The sequence below is a fragment of the Streptomyces fradiae ATCC 10745 = DSM 40063 genome (assembly GCF_008704425.1).
In the GTDB taxonomy this organism is placed as follows: Bacteria; Actinomycetota; Actinomycetes; order Streptomycetales; family Streptomycetaceae; genus Streptomyces; species Streptomyces fradiae.
In genome coordinates this window covers 3077835-3094723 of record NZ_CP023696.1, presented here as the reverse complement: position 1 = coordinate 3094723, position 16889 = coordinate 3077835, and the positions used below count along the sequence as shown (strand labels likewise).

14 protein-coding genes and 1 pseudogene are annotated in these 16889 nt (G+C 76.4%); 11 read left to right on the top strand and 4 right to left on the bottom strand.

What is annotated here, in order from left to right:
- The first annotated feature begins 30 nt into the window (after positions 1-30).
- The 5 genes and pseudogenes from CP974_RS13655 to CP974_RS13630 all read left to right on the top strand — a co-directional run bounded on the left by CP974_RS13655 (position 31) and on the right by CP974_RS13630 (position 6934).
- On the top strand, positions 31-795 hold the full coding sequence (locus CP974_RS13655) for a TetR/AcrR family transcriptional regulator (protein WP_031135597.1): 765 nt from the start codon (positions 31-33) through the stop codon (positions 793-795).
- Positions 788-1549 (top strand): annotated as a pseudogene (locus CP974_RS13650) (TetR family transcriptional regulator); the annotation flags it as partial. The gene CP974_RS13655 and the pseudogene CP974_RS13650, both read left to right, overlap by 8 nt.
- A gap of 150 nt (positions 1550-1699) precedes the next feature.
- Positions 1700-3859 (top strand): HelD family protein, encoded by a 2160-nt coding sequence (locus tag CP974_RS13645; protein ID WP_031135593.1) that lies wholly within the window; start codon positions 1700-1702, stop codon positions 3857-3859.
- A 356-nt stretch (positions 3860-4215) separates the two neighbouring features.
- A complete protein-coding gene (locus CP974_RS30225; protein ID WP_037939234.1) occupies positions 4216-5517 on the top strand; it encodes an ATP-grasp domain-containing protein in 1302 nt (433 codons plus the stop codon).
- Positions 5518-5767: 250 nt separating this feature from the next.
- Positions 5768-6934, top strand: coding sequence for an MFS transporter (locus CP974_RS13630; RefSeq protein WP_031135589.1), 1167 nt, complete (start codon positions 5768-5770; stop codon positions 6932-6934).
- Between the two features lie 101 nt (positions 6935-7035).
- On the opposite strand, the gene CP974_RS13625 is transcribed toward CP974_RS13630, so the two are convergent.
- Positions 7036-7812, bottom strand: coding sequence for a DUF5710 domain-containing protein (locus CP974_RS13625; protein WP_069976988.1), 777 nt, complete (start codon positions 7810-7812; stop codon positions 7036-7038).
- Positions 7813-8038: 226 nt separating this feature from the next.
- Here CP974_RS13625 and CP974_RS13620 point away from each other — a divergent pair, with 226 nt between their 5' ends.
- From CP974_RS13620 to CP974_RS13610, 3 genes are all read left to right on the top strand, one after another.
- Entirely contained in the window at positions 8039-8440 is a 402-nt protein-coding gene (locus CP974_RS13620) for a helix-turn-helix domain-containing protein (protein ID WP_031130279.1), read from the top strand.
- Positions 8441-8499: 59 nt separating this feature from the next.
- Positions 8500-9078 carry a hypothetical protein gene (locus CP974_RS13615; RefSeq protein WP_031130278.1) on the top strand — a complete coding sequence of 193 codons (579 nt, stop codon included), beginning with the start codon at positions 8500-8502 and terminating at the stop codon, positions 9076-9078.
- 130 nt (positions 9079-9208) lie between these two features.
- Complete coding sequence (locus CP974_RS13610; RefSeq protein ID WP_031130277.1) at positions 9209-9538, top strand: DUF2516 family protein; 330 nt, start codon at positions 9209-9211, stop codon at positions 9536-9538.
- 398 nt (positions 9539-9936) lie between these two features.
- Here the strand turns inward: CP974_RS13610 and CP974_RS13605 are convergent, their stop codons facing one another.
- From CP974_RS13605 to CP974_RS13595, 3 genes are all read right to left on the bottom strand, one after another.
- On the bottom strand, positions 9937-11172 hold the full coding sequence (locus CP974_RS13605; RefSeq protein WP_031130276.1) for a PP2C family protein-serine/threonine phosphatase: 1236 nt from the start codon (positions 11170-11172) through the stop codon (positions 9937-9939).
- Between the two features lie 268 nt (positions 11173-11440).
- Positions 11441-12505, bottom strand: coding sequence for a C40 family peptidase (locus CP974_RS13600; protein WP_031130275.1), 1065 nt, complete (start codon positions 12503-12505; stop codon positions 11441-11443).
- Positions 12506-12898: 393 nt separating this feature from the next.
- Positions 12899-13726, bottom strand: a complete 828-nt coding sequence (locus CP974_RS13595; protein WP_031130274.1) for a class I SAM-dependent methyltransferase — start codon at positions 13724-13726, stop codon at positions 12899-12901.
- Between the two features lie 278 nt (positions 13727-14004).
- On the opposite strand from CP974_RS13595, the gene CP974_RS13585 reads away from it, so the two are divergent.
- From CP974_RS13585 to CP974_RS13570, 3 genes are all read left to right on the top strand, one after another.
- A complete protein-coding gene (locus CP974_RS13585; RefSeq protein WP_078915511.1) occupies positions 14005-14586 on the top strand; it encodes a GNAT family N-acetyltransferase in 582 nt (193 codons plus the stop codon).
- Positions 14587-14804: 218 nt separating this feature from the next.
- A complete protein-coding gene (gene mshA / locus CP974_RS13575) occupies positions 14805-16151 on the top strand; it encodes a D-inositol-3-phosphate glycosyltransferase (protein WP_031130272.1) in 1347 nt (448 codons plus the stop codon).
- A complete protein-coding gene (locus CP974_RS13570; protein WP_031130271.1) occupies positions 16144-16632 on the top strand; it encodes a type III secretion system chaperone family protein in 489 nt (162 codons plus the stop codon). The genes mshA and CP974_RS13570 overlap by 8 nt, the downstream gene beginning before the upstream one ends.
- Positions 16633-16889 lie beyond the last annotated feature (257 nt).

Below are 16889 nucleotides of genomic sequence, written 5' to 3'. Positions count from 1 at the left end.
GCCCGGCGTACGGGCTGGAGGCCAGGAGGGGTGGAGCCGGTGGCGGACAAGGGCGATACGGGGCTCACGCCCGGCCTGGCGGCCGCCTGGGGGCTGCGCGAGCGCCCCGTCAAGGGCCCCAGGCCCGGCCTGAGCGTCCACCGGATCGTGGACGCGGCGGTCGCCGTGGCCGCGTCTGAGGGTCTGGCCGCGGTGTCGATGGGCCGCGTCGCCAAGGAGCTCGGCGCCTCGACCATGTCGCTCTACCGGTACGTCGGCTCCAAGGACGAGCTGTACGTGCTGATGCAGGACGCCGCGATCGGCGCGCCGCCGGACCCGCCGCCGCCCGGCACCGGCTGGCGCGAGGCCCTGACCCGCTGGGCGTGGGCGCAGCGCGCGGTGTTCCAGCGGAACCTGTGGCTGCTGCGCGTCCCGGTCTCGGGCCCGCCGGCCACGCCCAACTCGGTGGCGTGGTGGGAGGCCGGGATGGGGGCGCTGGAGGCCACACCGCTGGACGAGGGCGCCAAGATCTCCGTGGTGATGCTCCTCGGCGGACTGGTCCGCAACGACACCGGGCTGATGGCCGACCTCGACGCGGCGGTGACGGCCACGGGCGGGACCCACGAGCAGGTGATGGCCCGCTACGCCCGCACCCTTCGCCTCCTGGCGGACCCGGAGCGGTATCCGGCGGTGGCGCGGGCGCTGGAGTCCGGTGTGCTGGACGGCCCCGACGACCCGGACCACGAGTTCCGCTTCGGGCTGGAGCGGCTGCTGGACGGGGTCGAGGTACTGGTGGCGGGGCGGTTCGATGGCTGAGGCGGGCGGGCGCGGGGGTGGTCCGGGCGTCCCCGGCGGCGGCGCGGGCGGTACGGGCGGCGCGGGCGGTACGGGCGCTGCGGGCGGTACGGGCGGTACGGGCGCTGCGGGAGGCGCGGGAGGCGCGGGCGCCGATGCGGCTCCCGGGCTGCGGGAGCGGAAGAAGGCCCGCACGTACCGGGCCATCTCCGACGCGGCCATCGCCCTGTTCCAGGAGCGCGGCTTCGACCGGGTGTCCGTCGCCGAGGTGGCGGCGGCGGCCGAGGTGTCGAAGCCGACGCTGTTCCGGTACTTCCCCGCCAAGGAGGACCTGGTCGTCCACCGGTTCGCCGACCACCGCGACGAGGCGGCCCGCGTGGTCGCCGCCCGCCCCGAGGGCGTCGGCCCGCTGGAGGCCCTGCACCGGCACCACCTCGACGGCCTCGACCGCCGGGACCCGGTCACGGGCCTGAGCGACGAGCCGTCCGTCCTGGCCTTCCACCGGCTGCTCTACGGCACGCCGAGCCTGGTCGCGCGGCTCCACGCGTACCAGGGCGAGTCCGAGCGGGCGCTGGCCGAGGCGCTCGGCGGTACCGGCGCGCCGGGGCGCCCGGCCGTGGCCGCGCGGCTCGCCGCCGGGCAGATCGTGGCGGTGCTGCGGGTCCTGGCGGAGGAGAACTGGCGGCGCGTGGAGGCCGGGGAGAGTGCCGACCGGGTCCATCCGGACGCGGTGGCGGCGGCGGGGGTGGCGTTCCGCCAGCTCGCGGAGGGGCTCGCCGAGGGGCTTGCTGAGGGGCTCGTGCGGGAGTCGGGCGAGGGGTCCGCGCGGTCGTCCGGGGGGAAGGAGGCGGGCGGCCTCCCGACGGTCCGGGCCTGAAGTGTAACTCAGTTAAAAAAGCTACTCGGTTGCGTTATTCTCGGGGGAATGACGCCACTCGACCATGACCTGCGACGGGAACGGGACTTCCACGACCTCTGCCGCACCACGCTGCACCGCATGGCGGACGGCGCCGCCGAACGCGTCGTCACCGGCGAGGACGTCTCCGCGTCCGGCGCCGACGCCGAGGCCCTCGGCTACCGGCTGCGCAGCCACGCCAAGGAGCTGCGCGAGGAGCCGCCCGGACCGATGTTCTTCGGCCGCCTCGACCACACCGACGGGCGCAGCCACCACATCGGCCGCCGCCGGATCGGCGCCCACCCGGCCGAGCCGCCGCTCGTCGTGGACTGGCGGGCGCCCGTGGCCCGCGCGTTCTACCAGGCGCGCCGGGACGACCCCCGGGGCGTGGCCGTCCGGCGGCGCTTCGGCTGGGCGCCGTACAGCGAGGGCGACTCCGCGGACCTGACCGGCCTGGAGGACGAGCACCTGGCCCTCCCGGCGCCCGCCCCCGGCACGGCGCCCGGGGCGGAACGCGGGGCGGCGCCCGAGGCGGCGCTCGGCGACGGGGCGGGAGCCGACCGGGTGCCGGACGCGCGGCGCGGCGCGGGCGCCGCCTCGGGGCCCGGCGCGGCGTGCGAGACGGGTACCGCCACCGGGGGACTGCTCGCCGCCGAGATCGAGCGCCCCCGGGTCGGCCCCATGCGGGACATCGCCGCGACGATCCAGCCCGAGCAGGACGACCTCGTCCGGGCCCCGCTCTCCGCGTCGCTGTGCGTGCAGGGCGCCCCCGGCACCGGCAAGACCGCCGTCGGCCTGCACCGGGCCGCGTACCTGCTGTACACCCACCCCCGGCGCGTCCAGCGCGGCGGACTGCTCATCCTCGGTCCCAACCGGGCCTTCCTGGCGTACGTCTCCGAGGTCCTGCCCGCCCTCGGCGAGCGGGACGTGCGGCAGACCACCGTCGACGAGGAGATCGCCCGGACCGTCGGCCACGAGCCCCGCGCCGAGGACACCGACGCGGCGGCGGCCGTCAAGCACGACGCCCGCATGGCCGCCGTACTGCACCGCGCCCTGTACGCGCGCGTCGCGCCCCCCGCCGGGGAGCTGGCCGTCCCGGACGGCGCCTACCGCTGGCGCGTCCCGGCGGACGAGCTGGCCGCGCTCGTCGCGGAGGTACGGGCGGAGGCCCCGCCGTACCTGGTGGGCCGGGAGCGCCTGCGCAGCCGGGTCGTACGGGCGCTGCGCGCGCGTGCCGAGCGGCGCGCCGGACCGGTGGGCGCCGCGTGGGAGCGGCGGGCGGGCCGGTCCCGCCCGGTCGCCGCCCTGCTGGACGCGTGCTGGCCCAGGGCCACCCCCGAGCAGGTGCTCGCCGAGGTGCTGGCCGACCCGCGCGACCCCGTGCTGACCGGCGCCGAGCGGGCCGCGATCCGCTGGGCGAGGCCCCCGCGCTCGTACCGCTCCGCCCGCTGGACCGCCGCCGACCTGGTCCTCCTCGACGAACTGGCCGCCGCGCTCGAACGCCCCGCCGGGTACGGCCACATCGTGGTGGACGAGGCGCAGGACCTGTCGCCCATGCAGTGCCGGGCGGTCGCCCGCCGTACCGCCGCGTCCGGTTCCCTCACCGTGCTGGGCGACCTCGCGCAGGGCACGGCCCCCTGGGCGGCCCGCGACTGGCGGGAGCAGCTCGCGCACCTGGGCCGCCCGGACGCGCGGGTCACGGCGCTGACGGCCGGGTACCGGGTGCCGGGCGCCGTCGTCGAGCTGGCCAACCGGCTGCTCGCCGCGCTCCCCGTGGACGTGCCGCCCGCCCGGTCGGTGCGGCGGGACGGCGAGGTGACCGTACGGGCGGTGGACGTCCTGGAGACGGCGGTCGTGGACGCCGTGCGGGCCGCGCTGGCACGGGAGGGCTCCGTCGGGGTGGTCGTGGCGGACGCGGCGTACGGGCGGACGCGCGAGGTGCTGGCCGCGGCGGGCGTACCGGCGGGGCACCCCGGCGAGGTCGCCGCCGACGCGCCGCGCGTCACGGTGGTGCCGGCCGGGCTGGCGAAGGGCCTGGAGTACGACCACGTGATCCTGGCCGAGCCCGCGACGGTCGCGGGCGGGGACCCCCGCGGCCTCAGCCGGCTGTACGTCGCCCTGACCCGGGCGGTGTCGCGCCTGGACGTCCTGCACGCCCGGCCACTGCCACCGGAACTGCGGGCGGAGTGAGCGGAGCCGTACGAACGCGTCCGCACCACCGGAGAGGCGCCACCGGAGAGGCACCAGCGGGGGAGGCACCAGCAGGGGAGGCGCCACCGGGTGAGGCGCCACCCGGGGAGGCACCAGCGGGTGAGGCGCCACCGGGTGAGGCGCCATCGGGTGAGGCGCCACCGGACGGCCCCGCCTCCCGAGCCTCCCACCCTCGCGGCTCGGCACACGAGGCCCGCCCGGGAGGCCCCGCCCAGGAGCCACCACGACGGGTCCCGGTACGCCCTCCCCGGCCGTACGGCGGCGGCTACGATCCGGCGTGTGGAGTGCGGCTACGAACACCGCGCCGGCCGGGTGCGCGCCCCGGGGCGGGCGCCGTGACGCTCGTCGTCCTCGGCGCCGACGCGGCGGTCGCCCGGGCGGCGGCCACGCTGCCCGCCGACGTCGTCCACGTACGGCTGCCGGGCGCCGCGCCGCTGGACGTCCCGGCCGCCGCGTACCACGCGGCCGACTACCAGCACGGTCCGACGTTCCTCCGGTTCGTGGACGAGGTGCTGCGCCCCCTGGCCCCGGCCGCCGTCGTCTCGCTGACCGAGCTCGGCCTGGAACCGGCGGCCGTCGCGGCGCGGCGCCTCGGCGCGGCCGGGGTGCCGCCGGAGGTCGTACGGGCGACGCGCGACAAGCTGGAGATGCGGCGCCTGCTGGAGCGGAAGGCCCCGCACCTGAACCCGCCGTTCGCGGCCGGGGACGACGCGCGGGCGGTGGCCGGGCTCTTCGCACCGGACGGCGGCCGCGGTGGCGGGCGCGGAGACGGCCCCGGCGGCCACGGTGGCGGGCACAGCGGCCACGGGACCCGCGGCGGGCGGCCCGGTCACGGGCCTGGTGGCCACCGCGGCGGCCCCCGTGGCGCCGGGGCGGGCGCGCTGGTCGTCGCCAAGCCGGTCGGCGGCACCGGCAGCCACGCCGTCACGCTGCTGCGCGCGGCGGAGGACCTGCCGGAGGACCGCAGGAACCGCGCCACCCTGCTGGAACGGTACGTCGGGGGGCGGGAGTTCAGCGTCGAGTCGCTCTCCTCGGGCGGGCGCCACACGTTCCTGGGCATCGCCGAGAAGCGCACCGAGGGCGAGGCGTTCGTCGAGGTGGCGCATCTGATGCCGCCGCCCTCGCTGGGCGCGGCCGGCCGGCGGCGCGTGGAGCGGGCGGTCGCGGAACTCCTCGACGCGGTGGGCCTCGCCGACGGCCCCGCGCACACGGAGGTCAAGGTCGAGGGCGGCCGGGTGACCGTGATCGAGACGCACACCCGGCCCGGCGGCGACGGCATCCCCGACCTCGTACGGCTCACCCGGCGCGTGGACTGGCGGCGCGCCGCCCTGGGGTGGGTGCTCGGGGTGGGCCCGCGCGAGGAGCCGGGGGAGGCCGTGGCGGCGGCGGCGACCGTGTTCGTGACCGCGCCGCCCGGCCGCGTCACGTCCGTCGCGCCCCGGCCGGAACCGGCGGCCTGGCGGCTGGAGCACTGGGACGTGCCGGTGGAGCCGGGCGACCCGGTGACGCCGCTCAGGTCGTCGGCGGACCGCCTCGGCACGGCCCTGCTGACGGCACCGGGCCCGGCGGCCTGCGCGGCGGCGGTCACCGCACTGCGCGCCACCCCTGTCGTGACCACTCGCCCCGCGAACACCTAACCCCCGGCACGCCCCCGGACCCCGTCCTCCGACCCGGGCGCCGGAGGCTGACCGCCCCGGCGCATCGGCATCCCGCCGACCCGTCGGGTCCGATCAGGAGGCGTGGCTCCGGCACATCGACGCCACCGGGATCCGGCCGGACCGGTCCCGCTGTGGAAGGGTTGGCGCATGCGCCCCGTGCTGGTCGACACCCGCCGCACCCGGCCGCGGGTCCGTGATGCCGCCGGGCCCACGGCGTGACGGGGGTCCCATGACGCTCTCCGCGGGCGGACGGATCGGCCTGGCCGGGGCGGCGGTGGTCGGGGTCGCGTTCGGCATGGCCCGCTACGCCTACGGTCTGACACTGCCCGGCATCCGGGCGGACCTGGGGCTCTCCGAGTCGGTGCTGGGCCTGATCGCCGGCGCGACCTTCGCGGGCTACCTGGCCGGGCTGCTGCTCGCGGGACGGCTCGCCGCCCGCCACGGCCCGCGCGCGCCGACGACCGCGGGCGGGGTGTGCGGCGCCGCCGGGGCGGTGATCGTGACCCTCGCCCGGTCCCCGGAGCCGCTCGCCGTCGGTGTGGTCCTGGCCGGCAGCGCCGGCGGCTGGGTCTGGGCGCCCTACTCCGACATCGTGACCCGCTCGGTGCCGTCGCGACAGCGGCCCAGGGCGCTGGCGGTCATCACGACCGGCACCAGCGGCGGACTGGTACTGCTGGGCGGGCTGGCCGTCCTGGCCGCGGTGGGCTCGTGGCGGCGGGTCTGGGCCGGCATCGCCATCGCCGCGGTGGCCGCCGCACTCGTGAACGTGCGCCTGGTGCCGCGGACCGGGGCGGCCCCGCACCGGAAGGGACGATCCGGTGCCCCCTCCCTGGTGGCGGCGCTGCGCGCCCCGGCGGCCTACTCGGTCGTCTACTTCGCGGCCGTGGTCGTCTACTTCACCTACGCCGCCGACGCCCTGGACCGCGGTGGCCTCCCGGCGGCAGCCGTCCCGGCCCTCTACGCGGCCATCGGCCTCACCGGCATGGTGGCGGTGGCGACCGGGGCTCTCGTGCGGCGAGCGGGCAGCCTCCGGGTCGCCGCGCTGTGCCTGGCGACGGTCGGTGCGGCGCTGGTGCTGCTCGCGCTGGGCGGCGACTCCGTCGTCGCGACGGCGGCCTCGGCGTGCGTCTTCGGAGCCGGGTACATGACGGGGTCCGCGGTGCTCGCGGTCTGGACCGCCGGGCTGGTGCCCGAGCACGCGGGCGCGGCGTTCACGGCCTGCCTGGTCGTGGGGGCCCTCAGCTCGGTCGCGGCGCCGGCCCTCGCCGGTGCGGTGCTGCCCGGCCTGGGGCTGGGGCCGCTGCTCGTCGCCACCGCCGCGGTGTCCCTGCTCGGCGCGGCGGCGCTGCTGCTGTACGGGGCCGCGCGCGGGGCGGGCGGCGGAACCGGACGCTGAGCCCCACCCGGCCCGGCCGTCCCGCCCGGCCGACCGGTTCGCCGCGCCCCGCTCTCCCCGCCCAGCCCCACCCCCCTCCTCAGTACCGCCCCGCCCCTCCGTCAGCGCGGCCCGCTCGACCGCCCGGCGTCGCCGCCGCCGTACGGGCCGGAGCCGGACTGCCGGGGCACGGCCGGACGCCCCTCCCGCCGCAGGGTCTCCTCGGACACCCGGGCCCGGTCCGCGGCGTCCGGGGGCACGGCGAGGGTGATCCCCGCGTCGGTGAGGATGCCGAGGTCCAGCTCCCAGGTGACCCGGGAACGCCGCTCCCACACCGCGAAGGCCGCACCGACGTGCTGCCGCGCCTGCGCTTCGGTCATCCCGGTGACCTCCACCAGATGGGCGAACGCCCGCGCCTCGACGCCCCGGACCTGGGCGAGCCCGAAGTGGGTGACCGTGTGGCAGTCGGTGCACAGGCAGATGAGCCGCCTGAGGGTCTGCACGCGGGTGGAGTCGTCGTACGTCCACCGCTCGTGCGCCTCGAGCCAGCGCCGCCGGTCGCGGTCCTCGGCGGCGCCGCAGGCCTCGCAGCGGAAGCCCGCCCTGCGGGTGATCATGCGGCGCAGCCGCTCCCAGTCCCTGCCGTCCACGCAGTACCGGACGTTGGTGAACCAGCAGCTGCGCGGTACCAGGTCGACGAACAGCCCGCTGCCCAGGCTCCGGTCCTCACCCGGCAGCAGATCGGGCACCTCCGGTGCGGCGGCCCACCGCTCCAGCCCCGCCATCCCCGGCCGGGGCGCGTACCACCGCTTCGCGGCGGCGTCCCACCGCGCACCGCCCCTCTTCGCCTCGTCCTTCTCCGCGAACGGCACGTCCAGCCACACGCGTTCGGCTGCCATGGCTCCCCTCCCGCCGACGACTCCCACCCCATGCTGGCACGCGGACACACCGAGCAGAGGCCGTATCGCCTTGCGCCCGAGTGAAGTTGAGGCCCTGGCGTGCCGGGAACCGAAGGGCCCGTCTTCGGCGGACCGGACGGTCGGCGGGCGGACGGAGCGCCCCGCTCGTATAACTGGCGCAAGCGTCTGCTTGCAATTGTTAGCACCGCTGGGGCAGTATCGGGACATGGCATCACTGAACGTCGGCAACCTCGGCGAGTACCTCCGTGAGCAGCGGCGCACCGCGCAGCTCTCGCTGCGGCAGCTCGCGGAGGCGGCCGGGGTGTCGAATCCGTATCTGAGCCAGATCGAGCGCGGGCTGCGCAAGCCGAGCGCGGAGGTGCTCCAGCAGGTCGCCAAGGCGCTGCGGATCTCCGCCGAGACCCTGTACGTGCGGGCCGGGATCCTCGACGAGCAGGACCGCGAGGAGCTGGAGACGCGGGCCGCGATCCTCGCCGACCCGTCGATCAACGAGCGGCAGAAGCAGGTGCTGCTCCAGATCTACGACTCCTTCCGCAAGGAGAACGCGTTCGACTCGGACGGCGGCACCGGTGATGCCGGAGCAGGCGCAGGATCTACCGAACTCTGACTCCGCGACGCCCGCGCGCCTCGCCGCGCGGTGCCCGCGACACGGGAGGACCCCAGACCATGGCCATCAAGGACGAGCTCCGTACGCCCCTCTACTTCGCCGCCGGTACCGCCGACCTCGCCGTGCAGCAGGCCCGCAGGATCGCCGCCGAGGCCCCGTCCCGGCTGGACGCGGTGCGCAACACCGACCCGAAGGCGGTCCAGGAGAAGGTCGCCGCCCAGGCGAAGGAGGCCCAGGCGACCATCCAGACCCGGTTCGCGGAGCTGGTCGGCGGTCTTGACACGGACCTGAAGAAGCTCGGTGAGACCGCCCAGGACCTGGCCCTGCGGGGCGTCGGCGTGGCGGCCGAGTACGCCGTCAGGGCGCGCGAGACGTACGAGAAGGTCGCCGAGCACGGCGAGCAGGCCGTCAAGGCGTGGCGCGGTGAGGCCGCCGAGGAGATCACCGAGATCGCCATCGCCGTCGAACCCGACCCGTCCCCGGCCGCCACCCCCAAGGACGCCGCCCCCGCCGCCTCCGCGAAGCGGGACGAAACCCCGGACGCCGCCGCCCAGGACGGCACGCCGGACGCCGCAGAGGACGCCGAGGGCGCTGCCGAGCCGAAGGGCTCCGCCCGGGGTGCCGCCGGCGACCGGTGAGCCGGCGCCTCCGGCCGGGCCGCCGCCCCGAGCGGCGTTCGGCCCGGCCGGGCACATTCCCGGTTGCCGGAGCGTTGTACGGGTACCTTGGCCGCGAGGCGCTCCATCCACCTGACAGGCGGTGCACACCATGCTGATGTCCGGCTTCAACTCGTTGATCGGGCTGTTGTTCCTCGCGATGCTCGTGCTCGCCGTCGTCGCCTTCGTCTTCGCCGCCCTCGCGCGCGAGGACGCCTACCGGGCCGCCGACAAGCAGAGCAAGTCGTTCTGGCTGATCATCCTGGGCATCACGGTCGCGGTGGACCTGTTCATCAACTTCCTGGTCCTCCAGCTCGCCGGACTGGTCGCGACCATCGTCTTCCTGGTGGACGTCCGCCCCGCACTGCGCCAGGTGTCCGGTGGCGGGCGCCGGGGCTCCAGCAGCGACGGCCCGTACGGCCCCTACAACGGCGGCCGCTGACCGCCCCCGCCACGCGGTCCCGCCGGCACCACCGGTGAGGTCCGCGGGCCGGACGGCGGCACCCTCCGGAGCCGGCCTCCGGCGCGCCCGGACCCGTCGGCCGGGCGGCCCCCGCGTCGTGCGCCCCGCCCTCCGCGGCAACGGCGGCCTCCGCCGCACAGACAGGGCCCCGGACACCTGACGCCAGGGGTCACGGGCCCCCGCCCAGCCCCCGCCCAGTACGCCCCGAACCGTGCACCGGTGGCGGTACGGCATCAGCGCTCAGCCGTCGGTCCACCCGAGCGCCGTGCCGCCAGGGGCCCCGCGGCACGCGACCCGCGCTCCGGCCCCGGCGCCCCGGCCGTCGGGTCCCAGTCCCGCGTCCGCCACACCACCCCGCGCCCAACCCCCGCGGCGGGTCAGCGGGCCGCGCGGTCCAGGAGGAGTACCGCCACGTCGTCCGTCAGCTCGCCGTCGTTGAGGTGGCGGACCTCCGCCACCGCGGCCTCCAGCAGGTCCTCGCCGACCAGCCCGCGGGAGAGCTGGCGGTTGATCATCTCGACCATGCCGTCCTGGCCGAGGCGCGGCGAGCCGGGGCCCGCCGAGCGGCCCTCGATCAGGCCGTCCGTGTACATCATCAGGCTCCACACCCCACCCAGCTCCACCTGCCGCCGCGGCCAGCGGGCCCTCGGCAGCAGGCCGAGCGCCGGGCCGCCGTCCTCGTACGGGAGCAGCCGGGCGCCCTGCGCGGGGCGGGCCAGCAGTGGCGCGGGGTGGCCGGCCAGGCACAGCCCGGCCCGCCGCCCGTCCGGCGCGATGTCCACGGTGCACAGGGTCGCGAAGATCTCCTCGCTCTCCCGCTCGTGCTCCAGCACCTGCTGCAGCGTCGACAGCAGCTCGTCCCCGCACAGTCCGGCGAACGTCAGCGCCCGCCAGGCGATGCGCAGCTCCACACCGAGCGCCGCCTCGTCCGGGCCGTGCCCGCACACGTCGCCGATCATGGCGTGCACCGTGCCGTCCGGGGTGCGCACCGTGTCGTAGAAGTCGCCGCCCAGCAGCGCCCGCGAGCGGCCCGGCCGGTACCGCGCGGCGAACCGCAGGTCGGAACCCTGCAGCAGCGGCGTCGGCAGGAGTCCCCGCTCCAGCCGGGCGTTCTCCTGCGCCCGCAGCCGCGACTCGGCCAGCTTCACCTGCACCGAGTCCGCCCGCTTGCGCTCCACCGCGTACCGAATGGCCCGGCTGAGCAGCGGCCCGTCCAGCTCCTCCCGGAACAGCCGGTCCTGCGCGCCCGCCCGTACCGCCTCCGCCGCCAGCTCCGCGTCCCCGGACGTCGCCAGGACCAGCACGGCATGGCGCGGGGCGACCCGCAGGACGTGCCGCAGGGCGGACAGCGGCTCGTCGCCGCGCCGTGCCTCCGCGGGCAGGTCGAGGTCGACGAGGACGCAGTGCACGTCGTCGGTGAGCAGCCGCTCCGCCTCCGTGAGGTTCCGGGCGGTGCGTATGCGGACCCGGCCGCCGGCGGCGTCGATCAGCTCGGGGACGGTGAAGGTGCCCGCCGGGTCGTCCGCGATCACCAGCAGGGTGAGGTCACCGCTCGTCACGTCGAGCGCGTTCACCCTCTGTCGCTGTGCGGGCAGGGGCGCGGGTACGGCCATGCGGTTCGGTTCCTTCCCTCCCCCCGAGGGTGCGGTGGAGCGCCGGACGACGCCCCGCCGACCGGGACCATAGCGGCACCGGGTGCCCGAGCGGAATGGCGATCAGCCAAGAGTCCCCGGCATATGCCCCGCAAGGGGAGGTAGTTGGCTCCCCGCTCATGAGAAACATCACGCGGGTGGCCCAACCCTCCGACCAACCCCTCCGGCCCAACCCTCCGGCCCTGGCCTCTTCCGTGGCCCACCCCTCCCCGACATGCCCGGAACGCTGCTACTTGTCCGGGCGGACCACCCCCAGGATCGGCATGGAACCGGCGCCCGCCACCGTGACGTCCCGTCCCGGGCGCGGCGCGTGCACCATCGAACCGTCCCCGATGTACATCCCCACGTGGGTGGCGTCGCCGTAGTAGATGATCAGGTCACCGGGGCGCATGTCCCGGATCGCCACCTTCGGAAGCAGCCGCCACTGCTCCTGCGACGTGCGCGGGATGCCCCGCCCGGCCGCGCTCCACGCCCGCTGCGTGAGCCCCGAGCAGTCGTACGCGTCCGGCCCCTCGGCGCCCCACACGTATGGCTTGCCGACCTGCGCCAGGGCGAACCCGATGGCCGCCCTGCCCTGGGCGGTCGCGCTCCGGTTGGCCTCCTTCAGGGCGCCCGACGCGAGCCACGCCGTCTGCGCGTCCGCCTGGGCCTGCCGCTCCAGGTGCCGCAGCCGCTCCAGCTCGGCCGCCGCCAGCTGCGACTCCAGCTTCTCGGCGGCGGCGATCTTCTCCGTTATCAGCTTCCTGGCCCTGTCCTGGCGGGTCCGATTGGCCTCCAGGCGCGTCCACTCGACGCTGGCGTCCCGCGTGTACGTCTCCAGGTCGTCCTGGCTCTGCTGGAGCTCCGCCAGGAGGTCCCTGGTGGCCTTCTGGCCCTGTGCGAGGCGGTTGGCCCCCTCCAGGAAGAGCTGGGGGTCCTCGGTGAGGACGAGCCGGGCCTCCTCCGGGATGCCGCCGTTGCGGTACTGGGCGCGGGCGGCCGCGCCGGCGCGGCGCTTCAGCTCCTCGATCCTCGCCCGGCCGTCCACGATCGCCTTGGACAGCTTCACGATCTCGGCGGACTGCCGCTTCGCCTGCTCCTCCGCGAGGTTGTAGGCGTCGGTGGCGGAGGCGGCCTGCCGGTACAGCGCCTCGATCTCGGCGCGCACCTCCTCCAGGCTCTTCCTCGGCTGCGGGGCGGCGCTCGCACCGGGCGGCACGGGCGTGGGCGCGGGCGCGGCGTGGGCCGGCGCCGCGAGAACGGTCAAGGCGCACACCGCGGTGATCGCGATGGTGACGCGACGGCGTCGATTCACAGGCTTCCCCCTCCGGACGTCGACCGACCAGGCAGCACCGCACCCCCACGTGATTTACCGTCAGTAACCTCGGGGCGCCGCCGGCGATCGTGCCATGACACCGGTGAAAGTAACAGGGTCGCGAAAGGGTCCGGGCGGACTGTCCACAGGACCGTGGTGACAAGCGCCACCACGGGCGGTTGTCCACAGGGCCGGTCGCACCGGCGGGGCCCGCCGTACTCGCCGCGACCGGTCATCCGGTCATCCGGACACCCGTCACCCGGTCATCCCGGCCGCCCTGACTCGCCCACCGGCCGGCCGACAAGCCGACCGGCGGGCCCACCGCCCGAACGCCCACGGACCACCGGCCGGCCGCCGAGGCGCGGGCGAACGTACGCCGCGCGCGGCGTCCGGCTACGGCGGCGGGGTGCCGGGCGCGCCCCACCCACGGGGCGCCAGCGCATCCCAACGCACCGTCAGCTCGCCCTGGCGCCAGCGCCCGCGCCCGTCGGTCAGCGGCCAGTCCGCCGCCAGGGCCGAGGCCGTCGCGATCCACCGCTGCCGGGCGCCCAGTGAGGCGTACGGGGCGGCCGCCGCCCAGGCCCGGTCGAAGTCCCGCAGGAACGCGTGGACCGGCTCGCCCGGCACGTTCCGGTGGATGAGGGCCTTGGGGAGCCGCTCGGCCAGGTCCGAGGGGCGGTCCAGGGAGCCCAGGCGCGTCGCGAACGTCACCGTCCGCGGCCCCTCCGGACCGAGCGCCACCCAGACGTGACGGCGGCCGACCTCGTCGCAGGTGCCCTCCACGAGGAGGCCGCCCCGAGGCGTGAGGCGCGCGCACAGGCGGGCCCACACGTCCGCGACCCGGTCCTCGTCGTACTGGCGCAGCACGTTCGCCGCGCGGATCAGGTCGACGGGCCCGGCGACGGGCACCTCGAAGCCGCCGTGCGCGAACGACAGTCCCTCGCGCGCGTACGGCTGCGCGGCGGCCACGCGCGCGGGGTCGATCTCCACGCCCACGACCCGGGCGCGCGGGTCGGCGTCCCGGCGCAGCCGGTCCAGCAGCTCCACGGCGGTCCAGGGAGCGGCGCCGTACCCGAGGTCGACGGCGACCGGCGGGGCGTCGGCGCGGCGCAGGACGGCCCCGTGCGAGGCGGCGATCCAGCGGTCCATGCGGCGCAGCCGGTTGGGGTTGGTGGTCCCGCGCGTGGGAGTGCCGACAGGGCGTGTCATCCGCGGAGCCATGCCCCCGAGCGTAGACGCTCCCCGCAGCCGCAGCCGCAGCCGCAGCCGCAGCCGCAGCCGCAGCCGCAGCCGCAGCCGCAGCCGCAGCCGCAGCCGCAGCCGCACGTCGGGCGGTCGGCTCTGCGGCGGGTGCGACGTCCACCGGATGCGCGGCCGGCGAGGGCGCCGAGGGCGCCGGCATGCCGAGCGTGCCGGCACGCCGAGGGCGCCGGCATGCCGAGGCGGGGGCGGGAGCAATGCGCTGTCGTACGGCCGCCGCGGTCGACACACTCGAAGGCATGACCGTCGACGACAAGCCCGCCAACCCCCGTCCCGACCCGTTGACCCCAACCCCGAGCAGCCCCACCGCCCCCACCGGCCCCACCGGCCCCACCGGCCTCACCATCACCGTGGCTGTCAGCGTGCGCGACCTGCTGCCGCGGGATCTGCCGGCGTGCGCCTGGTCCGGCTCGGCCACCCACCTGCGCCACGTGGAGAGGGAGCTCGCGCGCGCCGTCGCGGGTGAGGTGGACTACCTGGCGGTGTGCACGCCCGTGGACCTGCCGGTGGCGATCGGCGGCATCGACTACCGGGTCTCCGCTGGAGCCGGGACCCTGTGGCAACTCGCCGTGCTGCCGGCACTGCAGTCCCGCGGACTGGGAACGCTGCTCGTGCGGGCAGCCGAGCAGCGGATCCGGAGCCGCGGGCTGCGCAGGGCGGAACTCGCCGTCGAGGTGGACAACCCCCGGGCCCGTGCCCTGTACGAGCGTCTCAGCTACGCCGCGTACGGCCGCAAGCCGGACGCCTGGGACGAGGAGTGCCCCGACGGGTCGATCCGGCGCCACGAGACGATGTGCGTACTCATGCGCAGGAGCCTGTGAGCTTCTGCCCGCTCCTCACCACGACGCCACCCGCTCCGCCCCCGCCTCCGGCCCCCGGCACCACGCCCCCGCCCCCGCCCACGCCCCCACCCGTAATGAATTGGCAAAGCGGAAATGAAAGCGCGCCCCTCCGCTGTTGTGCCGGGTCGGAGAGGGGCATCGGCCTCTCCCCTCGCCATGCCGCGCCCGACCTGTCCCTGAGCGGAAGGACCGACGACGTGAGCCAGTACGTGTCCCGGTTCGCCGGCACCCTGGTACCGCCGCCCAGGCTCAGGCTGCCCGGGCGGCACCGCCGCGGGCCCCGGCGGATCGCCATGCTGAGCGTCCACACCTCCCCGCTCCACCAGCCCGGAACCGGCGACGCGGGCGGCATGAACGTCTACATCGTCGAGCTGGCGAAACGTCTCGCCGCCATCGACATCGAGGTCGAGATCTTCACCCGTGCCACCGCCGGCGGGCTGCCCCGCTCGGTGGAGCTGGCGCCCGGCGTCCTCGTACGGCACGTCGAGGCGGGCCCGTACGAAGGGCTCAACAAGGAAGACCTCCCCGCCCAGCTGTGCGCCTTCACGCACGGCGTGATGCGCGCGTGGGCCCGCAACCGTCCCGGCCACTACGACCTGGTCCACTCCCACTACTGGCTCAGCGGCCACGTCGGCTGGCTCGCCGCGGAGCGGTGGGGCGCCCCGCTCGTGCACGCCATGCACACCATGGCCAAGGTCAAGAACGCCTCGCTCGCCGAGGGCGACACCCCCGAGCCCGCCGCCCGCGTGATCGGCGAGACGCAGATCGTACGGGCCTCCGACCGGCTCATCGCCAACACGACCGGCGAGGCCGAGGAGCTGGTCCACCACTACGACGCCGACCCCGGCAGGGTCGCCGTGGTCCACCCCGGCGTCAACCTGGACCGCTTCCGCCCCGCCGACGGCCGCGCCGCCGCGCGGGCCCGCCTGGGGCTGCCGCAGGACGCGTTCGTGCCGCTCTTCGCGGGCCGCATACAGCCCCTGAAGGCCCCGGACGTGCTGCTCCGCGCCGCCGCCCGGCTCCTCGACGCCGATCCGTCGCTGCGCTCCCGCATGGTCGTCCCCGTCGTCGGCGGTCCCAGCGGAAGCGGCCTCGCCAAGCCGGAGGGCCTGCAGAAGCTGGCGGCCAGGCTCGGCATCGCCGACGTGGTCCGCTTCCACCCACCGGTCGCCCAGCAGGAGCTGGCCGACTGGTTCCGCGCGGCGAGCGTCCTCGTCATGCCGTCCCACAGCGAGTCGTTCGGGCTCGTGGCCATCGAGGCGCAGGCCACCGGGACGCCCGTCGTGGCCGCAGCCGTGGGCGGCCTGCCGGTGGCCGTGCGGAACGGTGAGACCGGGTTCCTGGTCGAGGGCCACGACCCGGCCGACTACGCGCGCGTACTGGCCCGGTTCGCCGCCGATCCGTATCTCACCGCCCGCCTCGGCGACGCCGCCGCCCGCCATGCCCGGTCCTTCGGCTGGGACCGCGCCGCGTCGGCCACCGCCGAGGTGTACGCGGCGGCCATGCACGAGCACCGCCGTCGCGTACGCTCGGCCCATGGCTGACGCACCGGAGATCATCGAGTCCGCACTGCGCGACGCCGAACTGGCCTGGGAGTCACCGGAGCCCGGCTCGTACGTCGTCACGCTCCCCGGCACCAAGAAGCTGTCCACCACGCTGTCCCTGCGCCTGGGCAACCACTCGCTCTCCCTCAACGCCTTCGTCATCCGCCACCCGGAGGAGAACGAGGCGGCCGTCCACCGCTGGCTCCTGGAGCGGAACCTCAAGCTGTACGGGGTGGGGTACGCCGTCGACCCGCTCGGCGACATCTACCTCACGGGCAAGCTCCCGCTGTCCGCCGTCACGGCCGAGGAGCTGGACCGCCTGATGGGCTCGGTCCTGGAGGCGGCCGACGGGGCGTTCAACACGCTGCTGGAGATGGGCTTCGCGTCGGCGATCCGCCGCGAGTACGAGTGGCGGGTCGCGCGCGGCGAGTCCACCCGCAACCTGGAGGCGTTCAGCCGCCTCACACAGCCGTCGAAGTGACGCGCTCCCGCACGATCCCCGGCCCGCCCGGCCGGCCGTGACCGGCGGCTCCGAAGGGAGCCGACCCCGCCGACCCGTCCCGCGTCCCCGCAGCCCGCGTCCCCGCAGCCCTCGGCCCCGCAGCCTCGGCCCCACGGCCCGCCGGAGGCCGTCGGCTGCCGAGCAGGGGCCCGCCCCCCGGCCCCTGCCGAGCCACGGCCGTGAGCAGCGACCCAAGAGGCGTCGGGAGCCGTGCACAGGGCGGTCGTGCTCGTCAC